This is a genomic window from Streptacidiphilus carbonis (genome assembly GCF_000787775.1).
GTDB classification, from domain to species: Bacteria; Actinomycetota; Actinomycetes; order Streptomycetales; family Streptomycetaceae; genus Streptacidiphilus; species Streptacidiphilus carbonis.
The window spans coordinates 89,016-112,261 of record NZ_BBPM01000006.1; the positions used below are offsets into that span (position 1 = coordinate 89,016).

Here is a 23,246-nt window from a genome sequence, read left to right on the forward strand (position 1 = left end):
CCCAGCGCGCGGCAATGTCCTGGAGACCCGCCGAGGGGCCGCCGGCTACGGCCGGGCGGCCCCTCGTGCCGTGTCGTGGCCGTGGCGGCCGTGGCGGCATTGCTGATCGTCCAAGCGCTCCGCTGGTACCGCAGCGGCTTCCCAGGATGCGCGAGGGTGATCAGCCGTCATGAGCCGTGGGCCCCTGCACCAGTGGGTCAGCGCGGGCCGCGCCCCGTCTGACCGTCGATCAGTTCTCTGGCGATGTCCAGGTGGCCGGCATGCCGTGCGGTCTCCTCGATCATGTGCAGCACGACCCAGCGCACACTCGTCGGCTCCTCCATCCCCGGGTCGCCGTGCCTGCCGAGTGGCCGTGCCGAGAGCGTCGTCGTCGCCAGTACCGCCTTGGAGCGTGCGCACTGCTCTCGCCCGCTGCGGGCCGCGCCGGGGATGTTTGCTGTGGCGGCGTCAGGTGGTGGGGGAAGCCGACACGCAGGAGGCCTGCGGACAGGGCCGAGGCGAGCACCACAGCGGCGGCAAGCAGCAGCGCCTGGTGGTAACCGTGCCGGAGCAGCGGCGTGACCACCAGCGGACCAAGGATCTGGCCAACGGAGTAGCCGGCGGTCAGCAGTGCGACCGAGCGCGGGAACCGTAGGTGGGAACCGGTGGCGAGGGCCAGCGTGCTGACGCCGATGAAGGTCGCACCGAACAGCACCGCGGAGGCCAGGGCGGATGCCACCCCCCCGACCAGGGCCGGCAGCGCGATGCCGACCGCCTGGATGACCAGCGCGGCGAGCAACAGGTCCGGCCGTGACCATATGCGTCCCAGCCACGCCCACAGCGCCGAGGACGGCACAGCGGCCAGCCCCACCAGGACCCACGCCCCGCTGCCGACCCAGCTCGGGGAGCCCTGCTCGATCGCGGAGACAAGGAACGTGCCCGCCACGATGTAGCCGACGCCTTCCAGGCTGTAGGAGAGCAGGAGCGCCGTGAACCAGCGATGGGTGCGGATCCCCGCCGCACCGGGGCAAGCCCCGCCACCGTCCGCGGTCGTCGGCGAGGCCGTCTCCGGGCGGAGATTCCATGCCGCGGCTCCCAGCAGGCCGGCCAGCAGGGCCGAGGCGTACCAGGCGGCCCGCCAGTCGGCGAAGGAGTGCAGCACGAGGACCAGTAGGCCGGACAGCGCGATGCCGGCGCCCACTCCGCCGAAAGCCCAGCCTGGAAGGTGGGCCGGATGCTCCCGCAGGTGACTCAGGAGGGAGCTGACCGCGATGACGAAGACCAGGGCGCTCGCCGCCCCGGCGAGCAAGCGCAGAGCCATCCACACCGCCGTGCTGTGGGTAGCGGGCATGGCGGCCAGGGTTCCCGTCAGCACGATCAGGGAGGTCCGCAGCAGGACAGACGATCGGACCAGTGCGGGGAGCAGGATGCCGGCGAGCGCGCCTACGAGATAGCCGACGTAGTTGGCGGTGGCCAGGTTCGCCCCGGCGGCTGCGGACAGCCCGGCCCCGGTGTGCATCAACGGCAAGATCGGGGTGTAGACGAAGCGCCCGACCCCCATGCCGGCTGCGAGCGCTGCCGCGGCTTGGACGACGTGGCGCCAGGGTGAGTGGATCGGGCCGTGTCCTCGCGCTGAGGAGGCGCGCCGGAGTTGTACGCTCATCGCGAGCTCCCTGTCCGGACGGGTCGGTGGGTGGGCGGGCGGACTGCGGAGCTCGATGCACAACGCTGCCGCGGTCGGGCCGCGGCGGCAGCCAACGGGGTCGTGCTCATCACTGTGTGCTCTTGCTGCGGCCCGGGTCGTTGGGGTGGGACTCGAGCGCCGTGACGACCAGGGTCATCCACGGGCGCAGCGGGAGGGTGCCGAGAACCTTCTCGTGGAGTTCGGTCTCATCGGCGGCCAGCCAGATGCCGAGGCTGCGCAGCTCGCCGACCGGGCGCCACAAGCGTGCCAGGTGGCCGTCGGCGGCCAGCTCTCGGGCGCGAACGGCCTCTGCCGCGCGTCGACGGTCGACCTCGTCCTGGCTGGTGCCCTCGGGAACGGTGGTGGTGATCTCGACCAGGAACTCTCGCATGACCCAGCTCCATTCGCTGGGGCGCCCGGCGCTGGGCGGGACGCCACCGGTTGTCGGTTCGGTGCTCGTTGCCTTCCGGCGGCTGACCGCCGCACTGCACCCATCCTCCGGCCCGCGCCGGGCCGGCGCCACGACCGGCATCCTCACTGCTGATAGGCGCAGCCTCCTACACGACGTAGCATGAGCGCTGTGGAGCTGCGCCAACTTCGCTACTTCGTAGCGGTCGCCGAGGATCTCAACTTCGGTCGGGCCGCCGCGCGGCTCCTGATCGCCGGCCCGTCCCTGTCCCAGCAGATCAAAGCCCTCGAACGGGACCTCGGGGTGCGCCTGTTCGACCGCGACCGCCGGTCGGTCGCCCTCACCGCCGCCGGGTCCTCGCTGCTCCCGCAGGCGCGCGACCTGCTGGCCCGCGCCGACGACCTGGAACGCCGTGCCGGCACCCTGTCCGGATCGGAACCGGTACGGCTGGGCTATGTCAGCTGGCTACCGCCGGACCTGACCGCGCGGACCTCGGCGGCGGCCCGGGTCCATGTCGACGCCTGGGTCGCCCCGTCCCACGCCCAGGCCGCCCGGGTCGCCGACGGCAGCCTGGACCTGGCGGTGTGCTGGGTACGGACCGGGGACCTGGAGCGGCACCGGCTGCAGGCCCGACTGGTGGGCGCCGACCGGCTGTACGCGGTCTCCACAGGTGGCGACACCGGCGTCGTCCGCACCCACGACACCGCCGTCCTGCTCGACGCCGACACCACCTCCTGGTCGTCCTGGAACGTCTACGCCGAGAAACTGGTCCGGGACACCGGGGCCCGCGCGGTCCGCATCGCCGACAGCGGCATCACCGGGCCGGCCTTCTTCGACCACGTCCGCCGCAGCGACCGTCCCGTGGTCAACTCCCCCAAGGGCCAGACCGCCCCGCTGCCGCCCGATCTGGTCCGACGCCCGGTCGAGGCGCCGCAGATCCTGTGGACCTGGTCCCTGGTCCTGCGCGCCGGTGAGACCCGCGCCGCGGTCCTGGCCGTCGTCGACGCCCTGTGCGCCGACGTCGGCGACCTCGGCATCCACGCTCCGGACGCCTGGCTGCCCGACGACGATCCGCACCGGTAGGCCGGCCCCGCCCTGCTGACCTTTGCTGGGAGGCGCCGCCTCGCAGCAGGGAGGAAGCTGGTCCTGACCTGGACCCCCGTGGCCTTTGACGTCGGGTCCCACCAGTGCCTACGTTCCCAGTAGTCGACCGGCCGACCGGTCCCGGCCGGGAGATCCGGCCCGGATCCCCAGCTTTTCAGGACTGTCTCGAAGAAGGTTCACCATGCGTCCGCACACCCAGAAGGTCGCCGTCGTCACCGGTGCATCGCAAGGCATCGGCGCCGGTCTGGTCGACGGCTACCGCAAACTCGGCTACGCCGTCGTCGCCACTTCGCGTTCGATCGCCCCCAGCGACGATCCCGACGTGCTCACGGTCCAGGGGGACATCGCCGATCCTGCCGCGGCCCAGCGCATCATCGCCGCCGGCGTCGAGCGGTTCGGCCGGATCGACACCCTGGTCAACAACGCTGGACTGTTCCTGGCCAAGCCCTTCACCGACTACACGGCGGACGACTACACCGCGGTGACCGCTGTGAACCTTGCCGGGTTCTTCCGCATCACGCAGCTGGCCGTCGCGCAAATGCTCGGTCAGAACAGCGGCCACATCGTCAATATCACCACCAGCCTGGTCGACAACGCCGACGCCCGGGTGCCGTCCGTGCTGGCCTCGTTGACCAAGGGCGGCCTGCAGTCCGCCACCAAGTCCCTGGCCATCGAGTACGCCGCCCGCGGCATCCGCGTCAACGCGGTCTCGCCGGGCATCATCAAGACCTCCATGCACCCCGAGGACAGCCGTCCGGCCCTCGCCGCCCTCCACCCGGTCGGCCGGATGGGCGAGGTGGGCGACATCGTCGACGCCGTCCTCTACCTCGAGAACGCCCCGTTCGTGACCGGCGAGATCCTCCACGTCGACGGCGGCCAGAGCGCCGGCCACTGACCCGACCACCAGGAGCACCAGGAGCACCAGGAGCACCAGGAGCAGCACGATGCACCCTGCACCAGACAGCGAAGCGATCCTGCGCACCGTCCTCGACCAGTGGAAGGCCGCCGTCGACAAGCACGAACCAACCCGGGTCGCCGACTTGTTCACCAAGGATGCGATCTTCCAGGGACTGCACCCCTACAGCGTCGGCAGGTCCGGCGTCGCCGACTACTACGCCTCACAGCCCCTCGGGATTACAGCCCTGTACCGGATCCTGGAGACCAGGCGCCCGGCCGACGACCTCGTGCTCGGCTACCTCAGCGTCGACTTCTCCTTCAGCGACCGCCCGTCGCTGGGCGTCAACCTCAGCCTCCTGCTGCGGCGCGAGGGAGATGCCTGGCACATCAGCCACTACCAGGTCTCCCTTCTCCCCTGAGCCGTCACCTGAGCTGTCACCGAGGCGCCTGACCCTTGCGTGGCGTCCCGTCGTGGTCGGCCCACCGCCCCGAAGCGAGGTCGTCGCTGAGGTCCTCTACCTGCCCGCTAGGGTGATCCTGCGATTCGACGAGGGGGACCGGGTGGAGCAGCAGTTGAGCATCGCGGTGGCGCAGCCGAGGTGCGTCGCCCACGACGTCAGGGGCAATGCGCAGGCCCACGCGGAGGCCGTTCGGGCTGCGGACGCGCGGGTGGTGGTGTTCCCCGAGATGTCGCTGACGGGATACGAGCTGGACGCGGTGCCAGTCGCCCCGGACGACGAAAGGCTGGCTCCCATCGTTGCCGCTTGCGCCGAGACCGGTGCCGTCGCCCTGGTCGGCGCTGCCGTGCCAGGACCGTGCATCGGCGTCCTGGCTGTGGACGGGGACGGTGCCCGGGCCGTCTACGGAAAGGTCCACCTGCACGGCAGCGAGGCCGACCGCTTCGTGCCCGGCGAGCCCGCCGTGATCGAGGTGGACGGCTGGCGGCTGGGACTCGCCGTCTGCCGTGACACCGGCGTGCCCGAGCACGCCGCGAGGACGGCGGCGCTGGGAATCGACGGCTACCTGGCCGGGGTCGTCCACGCCGACGACGAGGTCGAGGTCCACGGCGAGCGCGCGCGTCGGGTCGCCGCCGACCACGGCGTGTGGGTCGCCACGGCCGCCTTCGCCGGTCCGACCGGCGGCGGCTTCGACCGGACCTCCGGCCGCTCGGGGATCTGGTCCTCCGACGGAAAGCTGATCGCCGAGGCGGGCGCCGCCCCGGACGAGGTCGCACGGGCGGTCTTCCGCAAGTAGCTGCCCTGACCCCCGCTCACCTGGCGCGAAGCGACGACTCCCCAGCGGGCCGTCAGCGACGTCGGTGGTTGTTGAGCCGCGCGGCCTGGCGTGTCAGATGGTCGCGTTCGGCGAGGTCGGGTGCCTTGTGGGCGGCCTCGGCGTACAGCCGTGCCGCCGTCGCCAGGTCGCCGTCGCGCTCATGGAGGTACGCCGCGACCGCGGTGTGACGGGGCAGTGAGTCGTCCAGTTGCGCCAGGGCTGCCAGGCCGGCGCGCGGTCCGTCGGCCTGGCCGACCGCGACCGCGCGGTTGAGCCGCACGACCGGACTGTCCGTCAGACGGGTGAGCTCGTCGTACCACTCGACGATCTGCACCCAGTCGGTCTCCTCGGCGGTGGGCGCGTCGGCGTGCAGCGCCGCGATGGCGGCCTGGGCCTGGAACTCGCCCAGCCGGTCGCGGGCGAGCGCCGCCTGCAGGATTCCGACGCCCTCGGCGATCATCCCGGTGTCCCACCGGCCGCGGTCCTGCTCGGCGAGAGGTACCAGGCTGCCGTCCGGCGCGGTCCTGGCGGGGCGCCGGGCGTGGTGGAGCAGCATGAGGGCGAGCAGTCCGGCCGCCTCGGGGTGGTCGACTGCGGCGGCGAGCTGGCGGGTGAGGCGGATGGCTTCGGCGGCGAGGTCGACGTCGCCGCCGTAGCCCTCGTTGAAGACCAGGTACAGCACGCGCAGCACGGTGGCGACGTCGCCGGGCCGGTCGAAGCGCACGTCGGAGACGGTTCGCTTGGCCCGGCTGATCCGCTGCGCCATGGTCGCCTCGGGTACCAGGTAGGCCTGGGCGATCTGGCGGGTGGTCAGCCCGCCGACGGCGCGCAGGGTGAGCGCGACGGCGGACGCCGGGGTCAACGAGGGGTGGGCGCACAGGAAGTAGAGCTGGAGGGTGTCGTCCACCGCGGACGCGGGCCCGGGCGCCGGCTGTTCGTCGAGGAGGTCCTCACGGCGCCGGCGGGCGGCATCCGAGCGGGTGGCGTCGAGGAATTTGTGCCAGGCCACGGTGACCAGCCAGCCCTTCGCGTCGCGCGGAGGGTCGGCCGGCCAGAGGCGCGCGGCCTGGACCAGTGCGTCCTGGACGGCGTCCTCGGCCGCCGCGAAGTCGGCTCCGCGGCGGCCGAGGACGGTGAGCACGCTCGGGGTGAGGCTCCGGATCAGGGCCTCGTCCATCGATGAGGTCACTCCGTGACGGTGGAGTGGCAGCCCAGGAACGGGCGCAGCTCCAGCCACTCGTGGATCGGCCTGCCGGCCGCCCCGGGGGCGGCCGACAGTTCCCCGGCCAGGTCGAGTGCGCGCTGGTAGCTGTCGACGTCGATCACCATCCACCCGGCGATGAGATCCTTGGTCTCGGCGAACGGACCGTCGGTGACCGGCGGGCGCCCCTCGCCGTCGTACCGCACGAACGTTCCGCCGGGGGCGAGCGCCTGGCTGTCGACGAACTCGCCGGTCTGCTCCAGCCGGGCCGCGAAGTCGTTCATGTACTGCATGTGGGCCGAGATCTCCTCCGGCGTCCACTTCTCCATCGGCACGTCGTTGACCGCGGCCGGGGCGCCCCGGTAGTGCTTGAGCAGCAGGTACTTGGCCATGGTGATCCTCCTCGCTGGTGCGACCCATTGTGGTCGCGTTCACAGCCGGGACGGAGCCGGACACCCGATCTCGACATCGCCGACAAACCTTTTTCCGGGGGCGGTGGTGCTGACGGCTGACCCGGGCCGGGGCGGGAGCGATCCTCCCACGGGCGGCCGGCCGCGGCGTCTCCCCGGAGGGGCGGCCGAGGCCCGGTTGACATGTGCAGGTCGCTCAACAATCCTCTGTTGCACCATCAGGTCGCCTGAATCCCAGGCGAGGACAGGGGGATCCGCATGCGCCGCACCACGACCGCCGCACTGCTGGCACTCGGGCTCACCACCGCACTGGCAGCACCCGCCTCCGCCCACGCCGCACCCGCCGTCCGCCACCTCGACCACCGCCTGGTCCGGCACGCGGGCGCGAACGACAACTGGGGCGGCTACGCCGTCACCGGCGGCACGTACCGCACCGTCACCGGCGACTGGACCGTGCCCGCACTGGACTGCTCGGCCACGGCCGGCGACATATCCTTCTGGTCCGGCCTCGACGGCTGGACCAGCACCAGCGTCGAACAGATCGGCCTCGACGCGGTCTGCACCCGCAAGGGAGCCGTGCAGTACAACCCGTGGGTCGAGATGTACCCGGCGAACTCGATCTACTTCACCGAGACCGTCAAGGCCGGGGACGCCATGACCTCCTCGGTGACCACCAACGGCAGCGGCAGCTTCACCCTGACACTGGCCGACCCCACCCAGGGCTGGACCAAGACCTACACCAAGACCCTCACCGGCGCGCCGCTCAGCTCCGCCGAGGTGATCGTCGAGGCCATCGGCAGCCAGACCATCCCGCCCTGCCCCGACTTCCACCAGGTCCGGTTCACCGACGTCACCGCCAACGGCCAGGCCTTCGGCTCCGCGGGTACCGTCAGCACCACCAACCTGGAGCGCAACGGCGTGCTGCTCACCCAGGACGGCACACTGACCGGCACCGCCTTCCCCGTGACCTGGCTGCACACCTGACCCTGCGGGGGCGGACCCGTCCGCGGGCGCGCGACGATCGTGCGTCAATTACGGATTGACGATTAGGGGTCGTCAATCTACGATTGACGCATGAGCCCACTCAACATCAACCTCGCGGACCTGATCGCCCGTCTCGCCGAGGAACTGCCCGACGCCGACGACCTGGCCCGTATCACCGAGGCGCAACTGCGCGCCCAGACCCTGTCCGACCTCGGCGACCAGCTCGTCGGCCACTACGTCGGCAAGGCCAAGCAGGCCGGCGCGTCGTGGAGCGAGATCGGCGACGCCATCGGAGTGTCCAAGCAGGCCGCCCAGCAACGCCACACGCCCGCCCCGTTCGATCGGTACACCGACCTGAACCGGCACAGCATCGTGCTGGCGCAGGAGGCCGCCCGGACCCACAGGCACGACTTCATCGGCACCGAGCACATGCTGCTCGGCCTGCTCGGCGAACCGCGGGGCCTGGCATACGAGGTGCTGCTGGCGAAGACCGAGTCGGAGCAGCGCATCCGCGACGCGGTCGAGGAAGCGCTGCCACCGGCCAAGAAGAAGGCACCGCGGGGTCACATCGCGTTCCGAGCGGACGGCAAGGAGGCTATCGAGCAGGCCCTGCGCGCGTCCGCCGACCTCGGCCACGACTGGGTCGGCACGGAGCACTCGCTGCTCGGCCTGATCCGGGTCGAGGACAGCCCGGCCGCGCAGATCCTGCGCAACCTCGGCTTCACCGCGGAGGAACTGCACGAGACGGTCCGGGCCGAGGCCCCCGACCGGTTCACCGAGCGGAACCAGTAGCAGGGAGCCAGGAGCAACGGCAAGACAGGTGGACCCCGCACCCGCACGGATGCGGGGCCCACCGGCGAGCGCTCCGTACGGCCGTGCGGTCCGGCGTCGGCGACCACCACGTACCGTGCCGTAAGCGCTTTTCGATACGCCGACGATATGCGCCGACTCGTAGCATCGGGAGCATGCGTGTGCTGATCGTCGAGGACGAGCCCTACCTGGCCGAAGCCATCCGCGACGGCCTGCGCCTGGAGGCGATCGCGGCCGACATCGCGGGCGACGGCGACACCGCGCTGGAACTGCTGGACGTCAACAGCTACGACATCGCCGTCCTGGACCGGGACGTCCCCGGGCCCTCCGGTGACGAGATCGCCCGACACATCGTCGCCTCCGGCAGCGGCATGCCGATCCTCATGCTCACCGCCGCCGACCGTCTCGACGACAAGGCGTCCGGTTTCGAACTCGGCGCCGACGACTACCTCACCAAACCCTTCGAACTCCGAGAACTCGGGCTCAGGCTCCGAGCCCTCGACCGCAGGCGCGCCCACAGCAGGCCTCCCGTGCTGGAGACCGCAGGCCTGCGGCTGGACCCGTTCCGCAGAGAGGTCTACCGGGACGGCCGCTTCGTCGCGCTGACCCGGAAGCAGTTCGCCGTGCTCGAAGTCCTGCTGGCCGCCGACGGCGGTGTCGTCAGCGCCGAGGAACTCCTGGAACGCGCCTGGGACGAGAACGCCGACCCGTTCACCAACGCCGTGCGCATCACGGTCTCGGCACTGCGCAAGCGTCTCGGCGAGCCCTGGACCATCGCCACCGTGCCGGGCGTCGGCTACCGCATCGACCGCCGTCCGGGATCCGGGCCCGAGGGAGGAGAGCGTGGATAGGGACCCCGGTCTGAGCGTCCGCGTCAAACTCACCCTCAGCTACGCCGGATTCCTCATGGTCGCAGGCGTCCTGCTGCTCGCGGCGATGGGGGTGTACCTGGAGCATTCCCTGCCCAACGTGACCACCATCATCGGCGGAGGACTGCTGATCCGCTCCGAGCTCCTGCGCGGCTTCCTGCCGGCGGCCGCCGCCGTCATGGCGTCGCTGCTGGCGTTCGGACTGCTGGGAGGATGGATCCTGGCCGGGCGCATGCTCGCCCCGCTGACCCGCATCACGGACGCCACCCGGATGGCCACCAACGGATCGCTCTCGCACCGGATCCGGCTGCCGGGCCCCAGCGACGAGTTCCGCGCACTCGCCGACGACTTCGACACGATGCTCGCCCGACTCGAAGCGCACGTCGCCGAACAGCAGAGATTCGCCGCCAACGCCTCTCACGAGCTGCGCACCCCGCTAGCGATCTCGAAGGCCCTCCTCGACGTGGCCCGCACCGATCCGGACCGCGACACCGGCGAACTCCTCGACCGCCTCCGCACCGTCAACACCCGGGCGATCGACCTCACCGAGGCGCTGCTGGTGCTCAGCCGCGCCGACCGGGACACGTTCACCCGGGAGCCCGTCGACCTCTCCCTCCTCGTGGAGGAGGCCGCCGAGACTCTGCTGCCGCTCGCCGAGAAGCACGGTGTCACCGTCGACGCCTCCGGTGACATCGCCCCGGCCTTCGGATCGCCGGCGCTGCTGCGGCAGATGACGACGAACCTGGTGCACAACGCCATCGTGCACAACACGCCGGAGCAGGGCGCGGTCCGGATCAGGACCGGCCTCCGCCCCGGGACCGCGGTGCTCACGGTCGAGAACACCGGCGAGAAGCTCTCCCCGGACCTGGTCTCGACCCTCACCGAGCCCTTCCGGCGCGGCACCGAGCGCATCCGCGACGACCACGGAGGCGTCGGCCTGGGCCTGGCGATCGTCAAGAGGATCATCCAGGTGCACGACGGATCCCTCGCCATCACCCCGCGCTCCGCGGGCGGCCTGCACATCACCGTCGAACTGCCCGCACCGCCGCCGCATGCGGCCGCATGAGCCCCACCAGCAACCCTTCCACCATTTCAGATTTCGGGAACGTCACCAGTGAGCGATGCGACACGAGAACACGCGGACACGCGGCAGCAGGACGCGGCCCAGGAGCGGCCCGGGACCTGGACCGCGGGCATGCGCCGGGCGATACGCGGCGGCCTCCGGCCGGGGCCGTGGAAGCGCGGCCCGGTGCTCGCGGCGCTCGCCCTGCTGCTCGGCCTGGTCATGCTGCTGCACGCCGACATCCCGAACCGGATCTGGAACATCGGCAGCCTGGTGGAGACCCTGCTGCCGTGGTTCGGCCTGTTCGTCCCGGTGCTGCTGGCAGCGGCGCTCTGGCGCCGCTCCGCCTCCGCGGCGGTCGCGCTGCTGCTGCCGGTCGCGGTGTGGCTGAACCTCTTCGGCGGAACGCTCGGCGACAAGTCCCACCCGGGCGGGGACCTCACCGTGGCCGAGCAGAACGTCGACGCGGGCAACCCCGACCCGGCGGGCACCGCCCGCGACCTGGCCGCCTCCGGCGCGGACGTACTGGCCCTGGTGGAGCTGACCCCGCAGGCCACCGGCGTGTACGAGAAGGGGCTGGCGAAGGCGTACCCGTACCACACGGTGCAGGGCACGGTCGGGCTGTGGAGCAGGCTGCCGCTGTCGGACACCCGGCCGATCGACGTCATGGACTACGGGCCGCTGGCGGCCACCAAACCGGCCGTCACGGAACTGGCCTCGAACCGGGCGCTGCGCACCACGGTGGCCACCGACCGCGGACCGCTGACGGTGTACGTGGCCCATCTGGGATCCGTGCGGGTGAATCTCAGGGCGGGCTTCTGGACCGGCTCGCGGGACATCGGCATCCAGGCCCTCGGCAGGGCCGTCGCCACCGCTCCGAGCCGGCGGGTGGTGCTGCTGGGCGACCTCAACGGCAGCACGGACGACCGGGCGTTCGCCGCGCTCACCTCGCAGCTGCGCTCGGCCCAGGACGCGGCCGGGAACGGCTTCGGCTTCACCTGGCCGGCACGGTTCCCGGTCGCGCGGATCGACCAGATCCTGGTCCGCGGCGTGCGGCCGGACAGCTCCTGGGTGCTCCCGGCCGACGGCAGCGACCACCGGCCGGTCGCGTCCCGCATCAGCTGGTGAACGCGGCAGGCCGCCCACAAGCACGGCCTCGTCGTCCCGCACCGCGGGTCCCGCTGACTGCGGCACGTTCGTTCGCGTATGGTCTCCTCGGCGGTTCCCCGATGGAGAGCAGGTTTCGTCCATGGCATGTCGGATCAGCGAACTGGTGCTGGGTTGCCGCGACCCCGAACTGCTGGCGCGGTTCTGGTGCGAGGTCCTGGACTTCGTCGTGCTCGACCGCGAGGACGACGGCACCTTGGAGATCGGGCCGCGCGAAGGGTTCGGCGGACCGCAGCCGACCATCATCCTCAGCATCAGGGAGCAGCCGGAACCCGGGAAGTCCCGGCTGCACATCGACGTCAACGCCACCGACCGCGATCAGGACGCCGAGCTCGAACGCCTGCTGAAGCTCGGCGCGCGGCCGGCCGACATCGGTCAGACCGGGCAGGAGAACTGGCATGTCCTGGCCGATCCCGAAGGCAATGAGTTCTGCCTGCTCAAGGCCCGTCTCAACCCGCTCTGACGCTCAACAATCGAACACCGACCAGCAGATCCCGGTGCGCAACCGCTGGTCGTCCAGAACGAGTTCGCGGATCGCGTCCGACAGCTGCTCGCGCTGCCAACGGCACTCGAGCCGTCCGGCGCTGTCGGCCCGGTCCGCGGGTGCCGCCGCCCGTACTGTCTTGATCGCGTAGGCGGCGGCCCCGAGCTCATGTGCGGCGACATGCGCGACCACCGCCGCCTGACCGGCGGCGAATGCGGCGTGCCGGGCGGCACCGCTCAACGGGCGTGCCGCCGCCATGGCATGGCCCCCCGCCGCGCGCGAGTCCGACATCCTGACCTCGCCCCGCGCCCAGGCCCGAATCCGCTCGATCGCCTGGCGGGGCCGGGGGTCCGACGGCCGCACGGCCTCGAAGTGGTGCAGCACGTGCTCGGCGCACACGGCCGCCCACAGCGCGAGGAGCCGGTGGTCGGAGTCGGTGAGCGTCCCCCCGCGGCGGATGGTGGTGAACCTGGGGTCGCGCTCCTTGGGCAGGATCACCGCTCCACCCTACGCGGCCCGGGCACGGCCCGGACCGCCCTACCGTTCGGTCCAGTTCTCGCTGGCGCTGCCGTTGCAGTCGTAGATGTCGGCCTTCGCGCCGTCGGCCACCGAGGCGCCGGTGACGCTCAGGCATCTGCCCGACCGGTCCCCGACGATGGTGCCCGCGGAGGTGACGGTCCAGCTCTGGTCGGCCCCGCCGTTGCAGGCGGCGATGTCGACGGCCGCGTAGTTCGCCGTTGATCCGCCGCTGACCTCAAGGCATTTGCCGGACAGTCCGCCGACGATGGTGCCGTTCGGGCCGGGCGTCCAGTTCTCGCTGCCGCTGCCGTTGCAGGCGTAGATGTCGGCCGTGGCGCCGGTGGCCGTCGAACCGCCGGTGACGCTCAGGCACTTGCCGGACAGGCCGCCGACGAAGGTGGTGCTCGGGCTGCTGCCGCCGCTTCCGCCGAGGGTGAGCAGCGCCGCGCTGCCTGCCGCCACGGTGACGGTCAGGGTGCTGCCGTTGACGGCCACCGGGGTGGCGGTGGGAGCCGGCAGGCTGCCGTCGGCCTGGACCGTCCGGCCGCCGAGGGTGATGCCGGTGGTGGCGGCCAGACCGCCCGCGGTGAGGTCGACCCGCTGACCGGTGGTGTAGGAGGCGCCGAGGTTCAACTGCAGGGTCGTGGCGCCGTTGCCGGCCGGGTCCTGCACATCGTCCAGCACCACGGTCATCGTGCCGTCGGCGTGCTTGACGGCGTAGGTGCGCACGGTCGCCCAGGCGGGGTTGTCGACGTTGAGGAAGCTTCCCGTGCCGACCTGGTGCACGGCGGCCAGCCCGTAGTACTCCGGTTGCGCGGCCAGGGTTCCGGCGGCCGCGTCGGCGGCGGTCGGGGCGCACAGCGGCGTGTAATACATGAACAGGGGCTTGGGTGCGTTGCACTGGATCACGGTCCCGTGCATGTAGTCGCCGGCCACGCCCTCGCGGGCCAGGTCCAGTTGCTCGTCGATCTCCCAGAGGGCCGAGGCGAAGACATTGCTGACGCCCTGCTGGCCCTCGCACACCACCGAGTTGCCCTCGTCGATCACAGCCTGGCAGATGAGCGGATGGAGGGTTCCACCGACAGCGCTCGGCCGGGGCGGTCGCGAGAGGCGTCGCGCGGGCGCGGGCGAAGCCGACCGGTCCGTCTACCGTTCGGCCCCGCCCGACAGGCGCCGGCGCACGCCGTCATCACCCGTACCTGCTCAACGCCGCCCCGGCGCCTGCTACTGCTTGGTGCAGTGGCTAGGGCGGACCACGACCTTCACGCGGTAGGGGGCGTCGTCGAGGCCCCCGCGGTCGATGGCGGGGCCGTAGCGCTCGGCGAGGACGAAGAAGAAGTCGCCGTCCGTGTCGGGCTCCATCCGCTCGACGGTGCCCCGAACTTCGAGGTACCGATAGGGCTGCTCCGGGTCGTTGACCGACAACGCGACGGCCGGATTCTTCTCCATGTGCCGGTACTTGGCCCGCTGCGTGGACGTGGTGAAACTGAGGAACTCGCCGTCCCACTGGAACCAGACCGGCGTCACCTGCGGCGCGCCGTCCGCCTTGACCGTGCCCAGGTGGCCGAAGAGAGGGCGCTCCAGAAGGTCGAGATGACTTGCGGGGATCGTGCTCATCGATGGCGCTCCTGCCTTGTGAACGGGCTGAGCAGCCAAATTATCACCATGCCACATACCAAGATCTACTTGGATTCGACCTGCCCGAACGCGTCCGGGCCGGTGGCCAGTCGGTCCTGTGCGGCCTGCCAGGCACTGTCGTCGCGCGGAGCAATGTTCCGGTCAGCAACCGGAACCCCGACCGGCGCGCGTGCTGACGCCGCGCAGACAGACGACTTCCTAGACTGGTCGGAGCCCCCGACGCCGAGCCGAGGACATCAGCCATCCACCGACACATCCGACACCTCAAGCACGCCGCAGTCATCCTGGCCGGGTCGGTCCTGCTGCTCGCCGGCGTGGCCCTGCTGATCCTGCCGGGCCCCGGGCTGCTGCTCGTCCTGGCCGGCCTGATCACCCTGTCCACGGCCTTCCCGCGACTGGAGCGCTACGTCGAACCGGTACGGCGCCGGGCGCTGAAAGCGGCGGAGGACAGCGTCGCCTCACCGCTGCGCATCGCCGGCTCGGTGCTGGCCGGCCTGGCACTGATCGCGGCAGGCGTCCTCTGGGGCACCGTACCGGGGCTCCCGCTGGAAGGCTGGCCGACCGGCTCCGGCCTGATCCTCTCCGGCCTGATCCTGCTCGCCCTACTCACCTACAGCTACCGCCGCACCCACCCGCACCCCGCATCCGGACACGCATCCGCCCCGGACCACGACTGACCGGCCGCGGACCGCCTCAGCCTGCCGCGGGCGCGGGCGTTCGTGCTGCCGTGACCGGCTCCAGGAGCCGGCGTGAGGTGGTGATCGCCTCGGAGACGGGGTCGGACTCGGTCGGCTCGAAACCGGGGCCGCGTTCGATGCGGATCTCCGGGACCCGGACGACCGTGCCGCACTCCTGACAGCGTCCGTCCTGGTCGATCAGGCCCGCGTCCTGGTCGTGGCGGAAGGTGCGCTTCGCTCCGGCCGGGGAGTAGAACTCGTCCCCCCAGTTCATGAAGGCGCGCAGAGCCGGCCACAGCGCGATGCCCTTGGCGGTCAGCCGGTACTCGACGCCGCCCGGGGCATCCCCCTCGCGCGTCAGTACGCCCTCCTGCACCAGCGACTTCAGTCGGCTGGTCAGCACGGCGCGCGGGATGCCCAGCTCGGCGGCGAAGTCGCCGAAGCGGGTCACGCCGAAGAACGCGTCGCGAACGATCATGAGCGTCCACCGCTCGCCGACGACCTCCAGCGTTCTCGCCAGCGAGCAGTTGCGGTCCGCGTACGTGCTGGGGAGTGTCATGGACCCATTCTAGCGCCAGCTAGTTCAGTCATTGAACTGACACATGCTACGGTTTCCAACGAAGAGCAGTTCAGTCAGTGAACTGATGCCAATTCGCCGCGCTCACAGCCGCTGCCCGAGCGGACCACCGAGCCATCGAAGCAGGAGATCAACCATGTCGTCCGTACTGATCACCGGCGCCTCCCGGGGTATCGGCCGAGCCGTCGCCGTCGAACTGGCCGGCCGCGGCCACCGGGTGGTCGCCACCGCCCGCCGCCCCGAGGCGCTGGGCGACCTTCCTGTCGACCAGCGCCTGCGCCTCGACGTCACCGACCAGGAGAGCGTGGACCAGGCCGTCCGGGACGCCGGCAGCATCGACACCGTCGTCAGCAACGCCGGCGACACCGTTCGCGCGCCGCTGGAGAGCGTCCCGCTCGCCGAGGTCGAACGGCTCTTCCAACTCAACACCCTCGGTGCACTGCGAGTCGCGCAGGCAGTGCTTCCGGCCATGCGCGAGCGGGGAAGCGGCCGCCTGGTCTTCGTCTCCAGCGTCCAGGGGCGGCTGGTGCTCCCGCTGATCGGCCCCTACGGCGCCAGCAAGTGGGCGCTGGAGGCCCTCGCCGAAACCCTCGCCATCGAGACCGGCCGCTTCGGCGTCAAGGTGAGCATCGTGCAGCCCGGCGCAGTCTCTTCAGGAGGCGCCGAACGCTCCAAAGTGCTGCTGCAGGACGACGACCCCTACGCTGGGCTCTACCGGGCGCTGCCCGCGCTCCGCGGCGAACCGATCACCCCGCAGCTGGTGGCGGCAGCGGTCGCAGACACGGTCGAGAACCCCGACCCCGCCCTGCGTGTGCCGGTCGGCGCACCCGCCGAGCGCGCGCTCCGGGCCCGCAAGGAGGCCCCGGAGGACAGGCCGTTCCTGGCAGTCGACATCGACTGGTAGCGGTCGCACGGTCCGCCGGTCAGGAGGCGGCGGTCAGGAAGTCAACTGCTCTCGCCAGGTTCGACGGCAGGTCGACCATCGCGTCCAGCACCAGTCGTCGATCGCTCCACGGGGCGAACTCCTTCTGCTGGAGTGCCACGTCCTCCCATGTCGGTTCGGCGAAGCCCTCGATCCCCCGGGACCGGCCCTCCAGCCGTCGGCGATGGACCACCGGGCAGCGGCGGTCCTGGTCCCAGTTGGCCTTGAGCTCCTCCGCGCGGATCACTCGTCGTCGGTCAGGACCCGACCGGCCTGCACCTCCTGGATGGGCAGGAACCGCGCGATCAGGAACTGGTAGGCACCGGCCCCGAGCAGGCCGCCGATCAGCGGCCCCACGATGGGGACCCAGAAGTAGAGGTCCCCGTACTGGTCGCGCCAGGCGTGCCGGTAGCCGGTCAGGAAGCTCGCCAGCCGCGGACCGAAGTCACGGGCCGGGTTGATGGCGTAGCCGGCGTCCGCGCCGAACGCCATGCCGATCGCCACCACCAGCAGTCCGGTGATGAACGCGCCCATGTTGGCCCTGGGCGCCGTGTTCCTGACGTCGGTCAGCGCCATGATGACCAGCAGCAGGATGGCGGTCCCGATGATCTGGTCGCGCAGCGCCCCCCACTGGCTGATCGGCAGCGTGCCGTTGCCGGGCAGGGTCGAGAACACGAACTGGGTCTTGATGGTGTGCCCGGGGTCGGCCTTGGCCAGTACTTCGGTGTAGTTCCAGCGGACCAGCAGCGCCGCGACGAACGCGCCCGCGGTCTGCGCCAGCGCGTAAGGGACTACCTTCGCCCAGGAGAAGCCGCGGAACGCGGCCAGGGCGACGGTGACCGCCGGATTGAGATGGGCTCCGGAGATCCGGGCCGCGACGTAGACGCCCAGCATCACACCCAGACCCCAGGCCCAGGCGATGCTGTCGTGGTTGCCGATGCCGGCGGCGACCACCTGGGCCACCACCCCCACGCCGAACAGGATGAGGATCATCGTTCCGGCGAACTCGGCCAGCAGTTCACCGATCAGTTCCCGCGACGCGCTGGGTTCCAGCGATCGGGCCGACAGGGTGGCCGAGGCCATGGTCGTTGTCCTTTCTCAGCGCACGTTTCGGCGCAGGTTTCGGCGCAGCCTCCGACGCGGTCGCCAACGCAGCTCTCAGCGCAGCGGAAGGATGTCGGGGGCGCCGAGCCTGGCGGCGTCGGCTGTGTGGTCGTCAGGCTGCTGCTGCGCCTCGCGCTCGGCCTCCACCCGCTTGCGGTAGTGCTCGACCTCGTCGCGGACAGTGTCCTGGTCCCAGCCGAGCGGCCCGGCCATCAGGTCGGCCGCCTGCTGCGCGGCCGCCAGGCCCCGGTCCCAGGACTCGATCGAGGCACGGGTGCGCCGGGTCAGGACGTCGTCCAGGTGGCGGGCGCCCTCATGGGTGACCGCGTACACCACCTCCGCCTCCAGGTAGTCGTCCGCGCCGGCCAGCGGGGCGCCCAGCGACGGATCGGTCCGGACCAGGTCCAGCACCTCGCCGACCATCGACCCGTAGCGGTTGAGCAGGTGCTCGATCCGGGCGACGTGCAGCCCCGCGTCCCGGGCCATGCTCTGGCGGCGGTTCCACAGCGCCCGGTAGCCGTCCGCGCCCACCAGCGGCACGTCCTCGGTCACCGAGGTCGCCGGGGTGCCGCCGTCCAGGGTGCGCACCGCCTCGTCGACGGCGTCCTTGGCCATCACCCGGTAGGTGGTGTACTTGCCGCCGGCCACCACGACCAGGCCGGGCACCGGGTGGCCCACCAGGTGCTCGCGCGAGAGCTTGCTGGTCTCGGCGGCGTCCCCGGACAGCAGCGGCCGCAGCCCGGCGTACACCCCCTCCACGTCGTCCCGGGTCAGCGGTGTGGCCAGCACCCCGTTGACGTGCTCCAGCAGGTAGTCGGTGTCGCGCGAGCTGACGGCGGGATGCTGCTTGTCCAGGTCCCAGTCGGTGTCGGTGGTGCCGATCAGCCAGTGCCGGCCCCAGGGGATGACGAACAGCACGCTCTTCTCGGTGCGCAGGATCAGCCCGGACTGGGAGTTGATCCGGTCCCGGGGCACCAGGATGTGCACGCCCTTGGAGGCCCGGACGTGGAACTGGCCGCGGGTGTCGGCCATGGCCTGGGTGTCGTCGGTCCACACCCCGGTCGCATTGATCACCTGCCGGGCGTGGACCTCGAACCTGCGGCCCGACTCCAGGTCGTACGCCAGCACCCCGGTGACCCGTTCGCCCTGCCGCAGAAACCCCTCGACCCTGGTCCGGTTGGCCACCAGCGCGCCGTAGGACGCCGCGGTACGGGTGAGCGTCATGGTGTGCCGGGCGTCGTCGACCTGCGCGTCCCAGTACTGGACCGCTCCCACCAGGGAGTCCGCCTTCAGCGCGGGCACCTCGCGCAGCGCGTGGCGCCGGGTCAGATGCCGGTGGCGCGGAAGGCCGCGGGAGTTGCCCGAGGTCACGCCCAGGGTGTCGTACAGCAGCACGCCGGCGCCCACGTAGGGGCGCTCCCAGACGCGGTGCTTGAGCGGGTAGAGGAACTTCACCGGGTGCACCAGGTGCGGCGCCAGCCGCTGGATCAGCAGGCCGCGTTCCTTCAGCGCCTCCTGCACCAGCCGGAAGTCGAGCATCTCCAGGTAGCGCAGGCCGCCGTGGATCAGCTTGCTGGAGCGGCTGGACGTGCCGCTGGCCCAGTCCCTCGCCTCCAGCAGCCCGACGGTGAGCCCGCGGGTGACGGCGTCGAGCGCGCATCCTGCCCCGACCACACCGCCGCCCACCACCAGGACGTCCAGTTCGCCGGCCGACTCCATGGCGTGCAATGCGTCCTCACGGGCCTGCGGCGATAGGGCGACCGGCCTCATCAGCCATCTCCTTGTCAGACGACGGGAACCACGACGCCTTCATCTGACCAACCGTCGGCCGGGGCCGCACCCACAGCGCCCCCAGCCGCCGCCGGACGGGTGAGCGCGTGAAGCCCGGAGGCACATGGAGAAAATGACCGGCGACCACCCGTTCGGGTGGTCGCCGGTCCTCGGTCGGCTCCTGGTCCAGGTCTCAGGACTGGGGACGACGGCCGTGATTGGCCTTGTGCTTCACACGTGCCTTCTTCTTGCGGCGACGCTTCGACGACATGACCACTCCTCTCACCGGGGCGGACTCCTGCTGCCTCACGTCCAAGCTCGCACACCGGGGCTCGGACGGCGCGCCGCTCAGCCCCGGCGTCAGTCCCAGCGGGGGTCGAGTGCCGCGAAGCGGTTCCCCCGGCCCGGCTCGGCGCAGGCCAGGCCGAGCGCGACCAGGGAGTCCAGATCCCGCCGGACCCGCTGCTCGCCGGCGCCGAGCAGGTCGGCGAGTTCGGCGGCGGTGGCCGGCGAGTGGGCGACCAGGTAGCGGTATGTCTCCTCGGCGCGGTCGTCGAGCCCCACGGATTCGAGCATGCGGTGCGTCCTCCTGGTTTCGGGCACCATGACCTCTGCCCTCACCACTGTTCTACCCGCCCTGGTTCAACGCCCCCTGTGCAACGGGTGAACTTTGGGCCCCGCAGGGGAAAACCCGGGAACCCCGGGAACCCCCTCCTCAGAGGCGCTGCCCCTCGAGAACGCCCTGGCCCGGCAGAACCGGCTGCCCGTCGCCCCCGGAAGACTCGGGCCGGGGCCCGCGCCGCAGCGCGGACGGGCGCGGCGGCGTCCAGTCCTTCAGCCTGAGCGCCTGACGCTCCACCAGGTGCCAGGACAGGAACGCCAGCGCCAGGGTCCCCGCCACCGACAGCGACAGGTAGACGGCCATGCCGTGCTTCGGCACCCCGTACAGGGTGAGCAGCTGCTCCGCCAGGAAGCCGTAGATGTACGCGCCGTAGGAGTAGTCGTGCTTCCGCCCCACCCAGTGCAGCCAGGACGGGAGCCGCACGCCGAGGTAGAACAGCAGGTAGGCGAAGGCCGGGTAGCCGAACACCAGGAACCCGCCGTAGTGCATCGTCACCAGCAGCACTGCGGCGGCGCCGAGCGCCAGCAGGCCGTTGATGTGGATCCGGTGCTGGAACAGCCGCATGGTCGCGCCCAGCATGAAGCAGAACCCCAGGTACACCAGGAAGTGTGTCTCCAACCCGCCCAGGAGCGGGACGGCCACGGCGGCTGAGGGCTCGCGCGCCTCCGAGGCCCGGGCCGGCGCGTCGACGAAGTTGACCAGCATGCTGCTCCACAGCCCGACGGTGATCAGCAGCACCGTCCTGGGAGCACGCTTCAGCACTCCGCCTGCGGCGAGGATCCCCACCACGACGTAGCAGAAGATCTCGTACGAGAGCGACCACAGGGTGCCCTCGAAAGCCGGGTTGTGGACCAGGCCGCGGTGGGTCGCGGCCGACATCACTCCGGAGATGTCGAAACCGGAGCTCATCGCGGTGATCCAGGAGCCCTTCAGATAGGCCAGGGGTCCGGACCGGGACGACCAGAAGCCGGCCGTCGAACCGAACAGTCGGATGTGCACCAAGGGGGCCACCACCAGTGCGGTGACCAGGAGGGAGGCCCACAGGCCGGGCAGGATCCGCAGGGCCCGGTGCCAGGCGAAGCGCGCGCTGGACAGCCGGGTGCCACTGGAGGTGATCATGAAGCCCGAGAGCACGAAGAACCCGGCCACGGCCAGGGTGCTGCAGTCGACCGGGGAGACGCTCAGAGCCCAGAGCGGCTTCCAGCCCCGATCGCTTCCGTAGCCGAGCACATAGGCGTGGGCGTAGACCACGGACAGCGCCAGGAGCAGACGCAGCAGGCCGAAACTGTTGGCACGTCCGACGAGCAGCCGGTCCAGAGTCCCTCGGGAGCGTATCCAGGACATGATCGGTTGGAGATCCCCTCGCTGACGGCGCCGCAGCGACCCCGCGACGAGGAGCACACGTCCCTGTTCAGGGAATGAGCCCGGGCTGTGGGACAGCATATAGTCCGGCAGCGGCCACCCGACTGCCCCGTCGCACCCGCTGCGCCACAGTCCCTCGGGCGGGAGTCGATACCGGTTCGCGGGGCCCCAAACCTGCTGGGGGCGGGGAATTTCACTCCTTGCACATGAAAGCGCGTAAATCCCACTAGTATGCACATGCCAATGGGGGGCAACCGATCTGCTGCTGCGTCAGCACGCTCGACGCAGACGATGCCGCGGGCCCCCGGAACCATCGAAAGGGCAAGGCATGATCGGAATACCACGGCGGGGAGCAGCGCAGCTCACCGCCGCGCTGCTGGCGACGGGTGCGTTCGCGGCGGGTGGGCTGGCGACGGCGACCACCGCGACGGCGGCCGACCCGAACGGCAGTGCGGTTGCCACGCTGGGCAACGTGCTGCACGGCCAGAGCGTGGACATCCCCCGCGAGGGGCAGGGTGTCGCGGGAACGGTGGCGCTCAAGGAGGACGGGCAGAAGCTGGAGGTCTACTGCATCGACCTCTACCACGGCACCCGTGCCGGGGTGAAGTACCAGGAGACCGGCTGGGACCAGTCCGTGCTCTCCGCCAACCCGGACCGCGGCAAGATCCAGTGGATCCTGGAGCACAGCTACCCGGTGCTCAATGCGTCGGCCCTGGCGCAGGAGGCCGGCGTCGGCAGCCTGACCGCGGACGAGGCGGCGGCCGCGACCCAGATCGCGATCTGGCACTTCTCCGACAAGACGGACGCGACCAGCAAGGACCAGACCACCACGGCGGTCGCCGGCTGGCTGGAGCAGAACGCCACCGACGCCTCCGAGCCGGCTCCCTCGCTGGCCCTCTCGCCGGCCTCGGTCGCGGGCAGGAGCGGCGACAAGCTCGGACCGATCACGGTGACCACCAACGCCAAGTCGGTCGACCTCAAGTTCACCGCGCCCAGCGGCGTCGCGCTCGTCGACGGCAGCGGTCAGGCGGTGACCAGCGCGGGCAACAACGACAAGCTGTACGTGAAGGTGCCCGCGGGCACTGACGCGGGCACCGCCCAGCTCAGCGCCTCGGCGACGGCCAGCCTTCCGGTCGGCCGGGCGTTCAAGGCGCTGACGGGCAACAGCCAGACGATGATCCTCGCGGGCACCGCCCCGGTGCGGGTCGACGCCGCGGCCTCGGCGCAGTGGGCGCCCAAGGGCGCGGTCCCGGCGGCGAACGCCACCGAGGACTGCAAGCAGGGCGGTGTCGACGTCACCGTGACCAACGGCGGCGACCAGCCGTGGACCGCGCAGGTCAACGGCAAGTCGGTCAGCGTCGCGCCGGGCGCGGGCGAGACCGTGCTCGTCCCGGTCAAGGAGGGTGACACCTACAGCATCACCGTCACCGGGCCGAACGGGTTCAGCAAGACCTTCACCGGCGCGCTGAAGTGCCGGCCGACCGGCGGCGGAACGCCGAGCGGCAGTGCGAGCCCGTCGGCCTCAGCCTCGGCGTCCACCCCCGCCTCGGCTCCGGCGGTCCCGTCGCCGTCCGCCAGCGGTGGTCTGGCCGAGACCGGTGCGAGCAGCAACACCCCGGTCATCGCCGGTGTCGGTGCGGCGCTCGTGGTCCTCGGCGGCGGTGCGGTGTTCTTCGTGCGCAGGCGGCGCGGCGGCGTCCACGCCGGCTGAAGTCCTGG

27 protein-coding genes and 1 pseudogene are annotated in these 23,246 nt (G+C 71.2%); 13 read left to right on the top strand and 15 right to left on the bottom strand.

What is annotated here, in order from left to right:
* Positions 1 to 197: 197 nt before the first annotated feature.
* The 3 genes and pseudogenes from TR46_RS44015 to TR46_RS06600 form a co-directional block, all read right to left on the bottom strand.
* Positions 198 to 353: pseudogene (locus TR46_RS44015) on the bottom strand (mycothiol transferase); the annotation flags it as partial.
* Entirely contained in the window at positions 281 to 1,642 is a 1,362-nt protein-coding gene (locus TR46_RS06595; protein ID WP_236655227.1) for a YbfB/YjiJ family MFS transporter, read from the bottom strand. The gene TR46_RS06595 and the pseudogene TR46_RS44015, both read right to left, overlap by 73 nt.
* 109 nt (positions 1,643 to 1,751) lie before the next feature.
* A complete protein-coding gene (locus TR46_RS06600; RefSeq protein ID WP_042395109.1) occupies positions 1,752 to 2,054 on the bottom strand; it encodes a muconolactone Delta-isomerase family protein in 303 nt (100 codons plus the stop codon).
* Between the two features lie 180 nt (positions 2,055 to 2,234).
* Here TR46_RS06600 and TR46_RS06605 point away from each other — a divergent pair, with 180 nt between their 5' ends.
* The 4 genes from TR46_RS06605 to TR46_RS06620 all read left to right on the top strand — a co-directional run bounded on the left by TR46_RS06605 (position 2,235) and on the right by TR46_RS06620 (position 5,327).
* Positions 2,235 to 3,155 (top strand): LysR family transcriptional regulator, encoded by a 921-nt coding sequence (locus tag TR46_RS06605; RefSeq protein ID WP_042395112.1) that lies wholly within the window; start codon positions 2,235 to 2,237, stop codon positions 3,153 to 3,155.
* Positions 3,156 to 3,357: 202 nt separating this feature from the next.
* A complete protein-coding gene (locus TR46_RS06610; protein ID WP_042395114.1) occupies positions 3,358 to 4,071 on the top strand; it encodes an SDR family NAD(P)-dependent oxidoreductase in 714 nt (237 codons plus the stop codon).
* A 49-nt stretch (positions 4,072 to 4,120) separates the two neighbouring features.
* Positions 4,121 to 4,492 carry a nuclear transport factor 2 family protein gene (locus tag TR46_RS06615; RefSeq protein WP_042395117.1) on the top strand — a complete coding sequence of 124 codons (372 nt, stop codon included), beginning with the start codon at positions 4,121 to 4,123 and terminating at the stop codon, positions 4,490 to 4,492.
* 112 nt (positions 4,493 to 4,604) lie between these two features.
* A complete protein-coding gene (locus TR46_RS06620) occupies positions 4,605 to 5,327 on the top strand; it encodes a carbon-nitrogen hydrolase family protein (RefSeq protein ID WP_236655228.1) in 723 nt (240 codons plus the stop codon).
* 52 nt (positions 5,328 to 5,379) lie between these two features.
* Here TR46_RS06620 and TR46_RS06625 read toward each other — a convergent pair whose 3' ends face one another.
* Both TR46_RS06625 and TR46_RS06630 read right to left on the bottom strand, forming a co-directional pair.
* Positions 5,380 to 6,525 (bottom strand): RNA polymerase sigma factor, encoded by a 1,146-nt coding sequence (locus tag TR46_RS06625; protein ID WP_042395120.1) that lies wholly within the window; start codon positions 6,523 to 6,525, stop codon positions 5,380 to 5,382.
* A gap of 8 nt (positions 6,526 to 6,533) precedes the next feature.
* Positions 6,534 to 6,941, bottom strand: coding sequence for a YciI family protein (locus TR46_RS06630; protein WP_042395123.1), 408 nt, complete (start codon positions 6,939 to 6,941; stop codon positions 6,534 to 6,536).
* A gap of 276 nt (positions 6,942 to 7,217) precedes the next feature.
* Here TR46_RS06630 and TR46_RS06635 point away from each other — a divergent pair, with 276 nt between their 5' ends.
* The 6 genes from TR46_RS06635 (at position 7,218) to TR46_RS06660 (ending at position 12,315) form a co-directional block, all read left to right on the top strand.
* Positions 7,218 to 7,943 (top strand): G1 family glutamic endopeptidase, encoded by a 726-nt coding sequence (locus tag TR46_RS06635; RefSeq protein WP_052432588.1) that lies wholly within the window; start codon positions 7,218 to 7,220, stop codon positions 7,941 to 7,943.
* A gap of 90 nt (positions 7,944 to 8,033) precedes the next feature.
* Positions 8,034 to 8,735, top strand: coding sequence for a Clp protease N-terminal domain-containing protein (locus TR46_RS06640; RefSeq protein ID WP_042395124.1), 702 nt, complete (start codon positions 8,034 to 8,036; stop codon positions 8,733 to 8,735).
* 173 nt (positions 8,736 to 8,908) lie between these two features.
* Positions 8,909 to 9,604 (top strand): response regulator transcription factor, encoded by a 696-nt coding sequence (locus TR46_RS06645; protein WP_042395127.1) that lies wholly within the window; start codon positions 8,909 to 8,911, stop codon positions 9,602 to 9,604.
* Positions 9,597 to 10,688 (top strand): sensor histidine kinase, encoded by a 1,092-nt coding sequence (locus tag TR46_RS06650; RefSeq protein ID WP_042395130.1) that lies wholly within the window; start codon positions 9,597 to 9,599, stop codon positions 10,686 to 10,688. The genes TR46_RS06645 and TR46_RS06650 overlap by 8 nt, the downstream gene beginning before the upstream one ends.
* Positions 10,689 to 10,817: 129 nt before the next feature.
* Entirely contained in the window at positions 10,818 to 11,813 is a 996-nt protein-coding gene (locus TR46_RS06655) for an endonuclease/exonuclease/phosphatase family protein (RefSeq protein WP_042395134.1), read from the top strand.
* A 121-nt stretch (positions 11,814 to 11,934) separates the two neighbouring features.
* Positions 11,935 to 12,315 carry a VOC family protein gene (locus TR46_RS06660; RefSeq protein ID WP_042395136.1) on the top strand — a complete coding sequence of 127 codons (381 nt, stop codon included), beginning with the start codon at positions 11,935 to 11,937 and terminating at the stop codon, positions 12,313 to 12,315.
* Positions 12,316 to 12,318: 3 nt separating this feature from the next.
* On the opposite strand, the gene TR46_RS06665 is transcribed toward TR46_RS06660, so the two are convergent.
* The 3 genes from TR46_RS06665 to TR46_RS06680 all read right to left on the bottom strand — a co-directional run bounded on the left by TR46_RS06665 (position 12,319) and on the right by TR46_RS06680 (position 14,472).
* Positions 12,319 to 12,834 (bottom strand): putative immunity protein, encoded by a 516-nt coding sequence (locus tag TR46_RS06665; protein ID WP_042395139.1) that lies wholly within the window; start codon positions 12,832 to 12,834, stop codon positions 12,319 to 12,321.
* A 39-nt stretch (positions 12,835 to 12,873) separates the two neighbouring features.
* Complete coding sequence (locus tag TR46_RS37715; protein WP_052432589.1) at positions 12,874 to 13,902, bottom strand: glycosyl hydrolase family 79 C-terminal domain-containing protein; 1,029 nt, start codon at positions 13,900 to 13,902, stop codon at positions 12,874 to 12,876.
* A 177-nt stretch (positions 13,903 to 14,079) separates the two neighbouring features.
* The gene (locus TR46_RS06680) at positions 14,080 to 14,472 is read right to left on the bottom strand and encodes a PPOX class F420-dependent oxidoreductase (protein ID WP_042395143.1); all 393 of its coding nucleotides are present in this window, start codon (positions 14,470 to 14,472) and stop codon (positions 14,080 to 14,082) included.
* Between the two features lie 335 nt (positions 14,473 to 14,807).
* Here TR46_RS06680 and TR46_RS06685 point away from each other — a divergent pair, with 335 nt between their 5' ends.
* Positions 14,808 to 15,170, top strand: a complete 363-nt coding sequence (locus TR46_RS06685; RefSeq protein ID WP_236655229.1) for a PGPGW domain-containing protein — start codon at positions 14,808 to 14,810, stop codon at positions 15,168 to 15,170.
* A 16-nt stretch (positions 15,171 to 15,186) separates the two neighbouring features.
* Here the strand turns inward: TR46_RS06685 and TR46_RS06690 are convergent, their stop codons facing one another.
* Complete coding sequence (locus tag TR46_RS06690; protein ID WP_042395148.1) at positions 15,187 to 15,729, bottom strand: winged helix-turn-helix transcriptional regulator; 543 nt, start codon at positions 15,727 to 15,729, stop codon at positions 15,187 to 15,189.
* Positions 15,730 to 15,883: 154 nt separating this feature from the next.
* On the opposite strand from TR46_RS06690, the gene TR46_RS06695 reads away from it, so the two are divergent.
* On the top strand, positions 15,884 to 16,651 hold the full coding sequence (locus TR46_RS06695; RefSeq protein WP_042395163.1) for an SDR family oxidoreductase: 768 nt from the start codon (positions 15,884 to 15,886) through the stop codon (positions 16,649 to 16,651).
* A gap of 19 nt (positions 16,652 to 16,670) precedes the next feature.
* On the opposite strand, the gene TR46_RS06700 is transcribed toward TR46_RS06695, so the two are convergent.
* The 6 genes from TR46_RS06700 to TR46_RS06720 all read right to left on the bottom strand — a co-directional run bounded on the left by TR46_RS06700 (position 16,671) and on the right by TR46_RS06720 (position 21,509).
* Positions 16,671 to 16,916: a hypothetical protein gene (locus TR46_RS06700; protein ID WP_052432590.1), complete on the bottom strand. Its 246-nt coding sequence runs from the start codon at positions 16,914 to 16,916 to the stop codon at positions 16,671 to 16,673.
* Positions 16,913 to 17,752 carry an MIP/aquaporin family protein gene (locus tag TR46_RS06705; protein ID WP_042395166.1) on the bottom strand — a complete coding sequence of 280 codons (840 nt, stop codon included), beginning with the start codon at positions 17,750 to 17,752 and terminating at the stop codon, positions 16,913 to 16,915. The genes TR46_RS06700 and TR46_RS06705 overlap by 4 nt, the downstream gene beginning before the upstream one ends.
* Before the next feature lie 75 nt (positions 17,753 to 17,827).
* A complete protein-coding gene (locus tag TR46_RS06710) occupies positions 17,828 to 19,543 on the bottom strand; it encodes a glycerol-3-phosphate dehydrogenase/oxidase (protein ID WP_042395168.1) in 1,716 nt (571 codons plus the stop codon).
* A 193-nt stretch (positions 19,544 to 19,736) separates the two neighbouring features.
* Complete coding sequence (locus TR46_RS45695) at positions 19,737 to 19,814, bottom strand: 50S ribosomal protein bL37 (protein ID WP_500799935.1); 78 nt, start codon at positions 19,812 to 19,814, stop codon at positions 19,737 to 19,739.
* 89 nt (positions 19,815 to 19,903) lie between these two features.
* On the bottom strand, positions 19,904 to 20,119 hold the full coding sequence (locus TR46_RS06715) for a helix-turn-helix domain-containing protein (protein WP_042395183.1): 216 nt from the start codon (positions 20,117 to 20,119) through the stop codon (positions 19,904 to 19,906).
* 139 nt (positions 20,120 to 20,258) lie between these two features.
* Positions 20,259 to 21,509 carry an acyltransferase family protein gene (locus TR46_RS06720; protein ID WP_042395187.1) on the bottom strand — a complete coding sequence of 417 codons (1,251 nt, stop codon included), beginning with the start codon at positions 21,507 to 21,509 and terminating at the stop codon, positions 20,259 to 20,261.
* A 346-nt stretch (positions 21,510 to 21,855) separates the two neighbouring features.
* On the opposite strand from TR46_RS06720, the gene TR46_RS06725 reads away from it, so the two are divergent.
* A complete protein-coding gene (locus TR46_RS06725; protein ID WP_042395189.1) occupies positions 21,856 to 23,238 on the top strand; it encodes a thioester domain-containing protein in 1,383 nt (460 codons plus the stop codon).
* Positions 23,239 to 23,246: the final 8 nt, after the last annotated feature.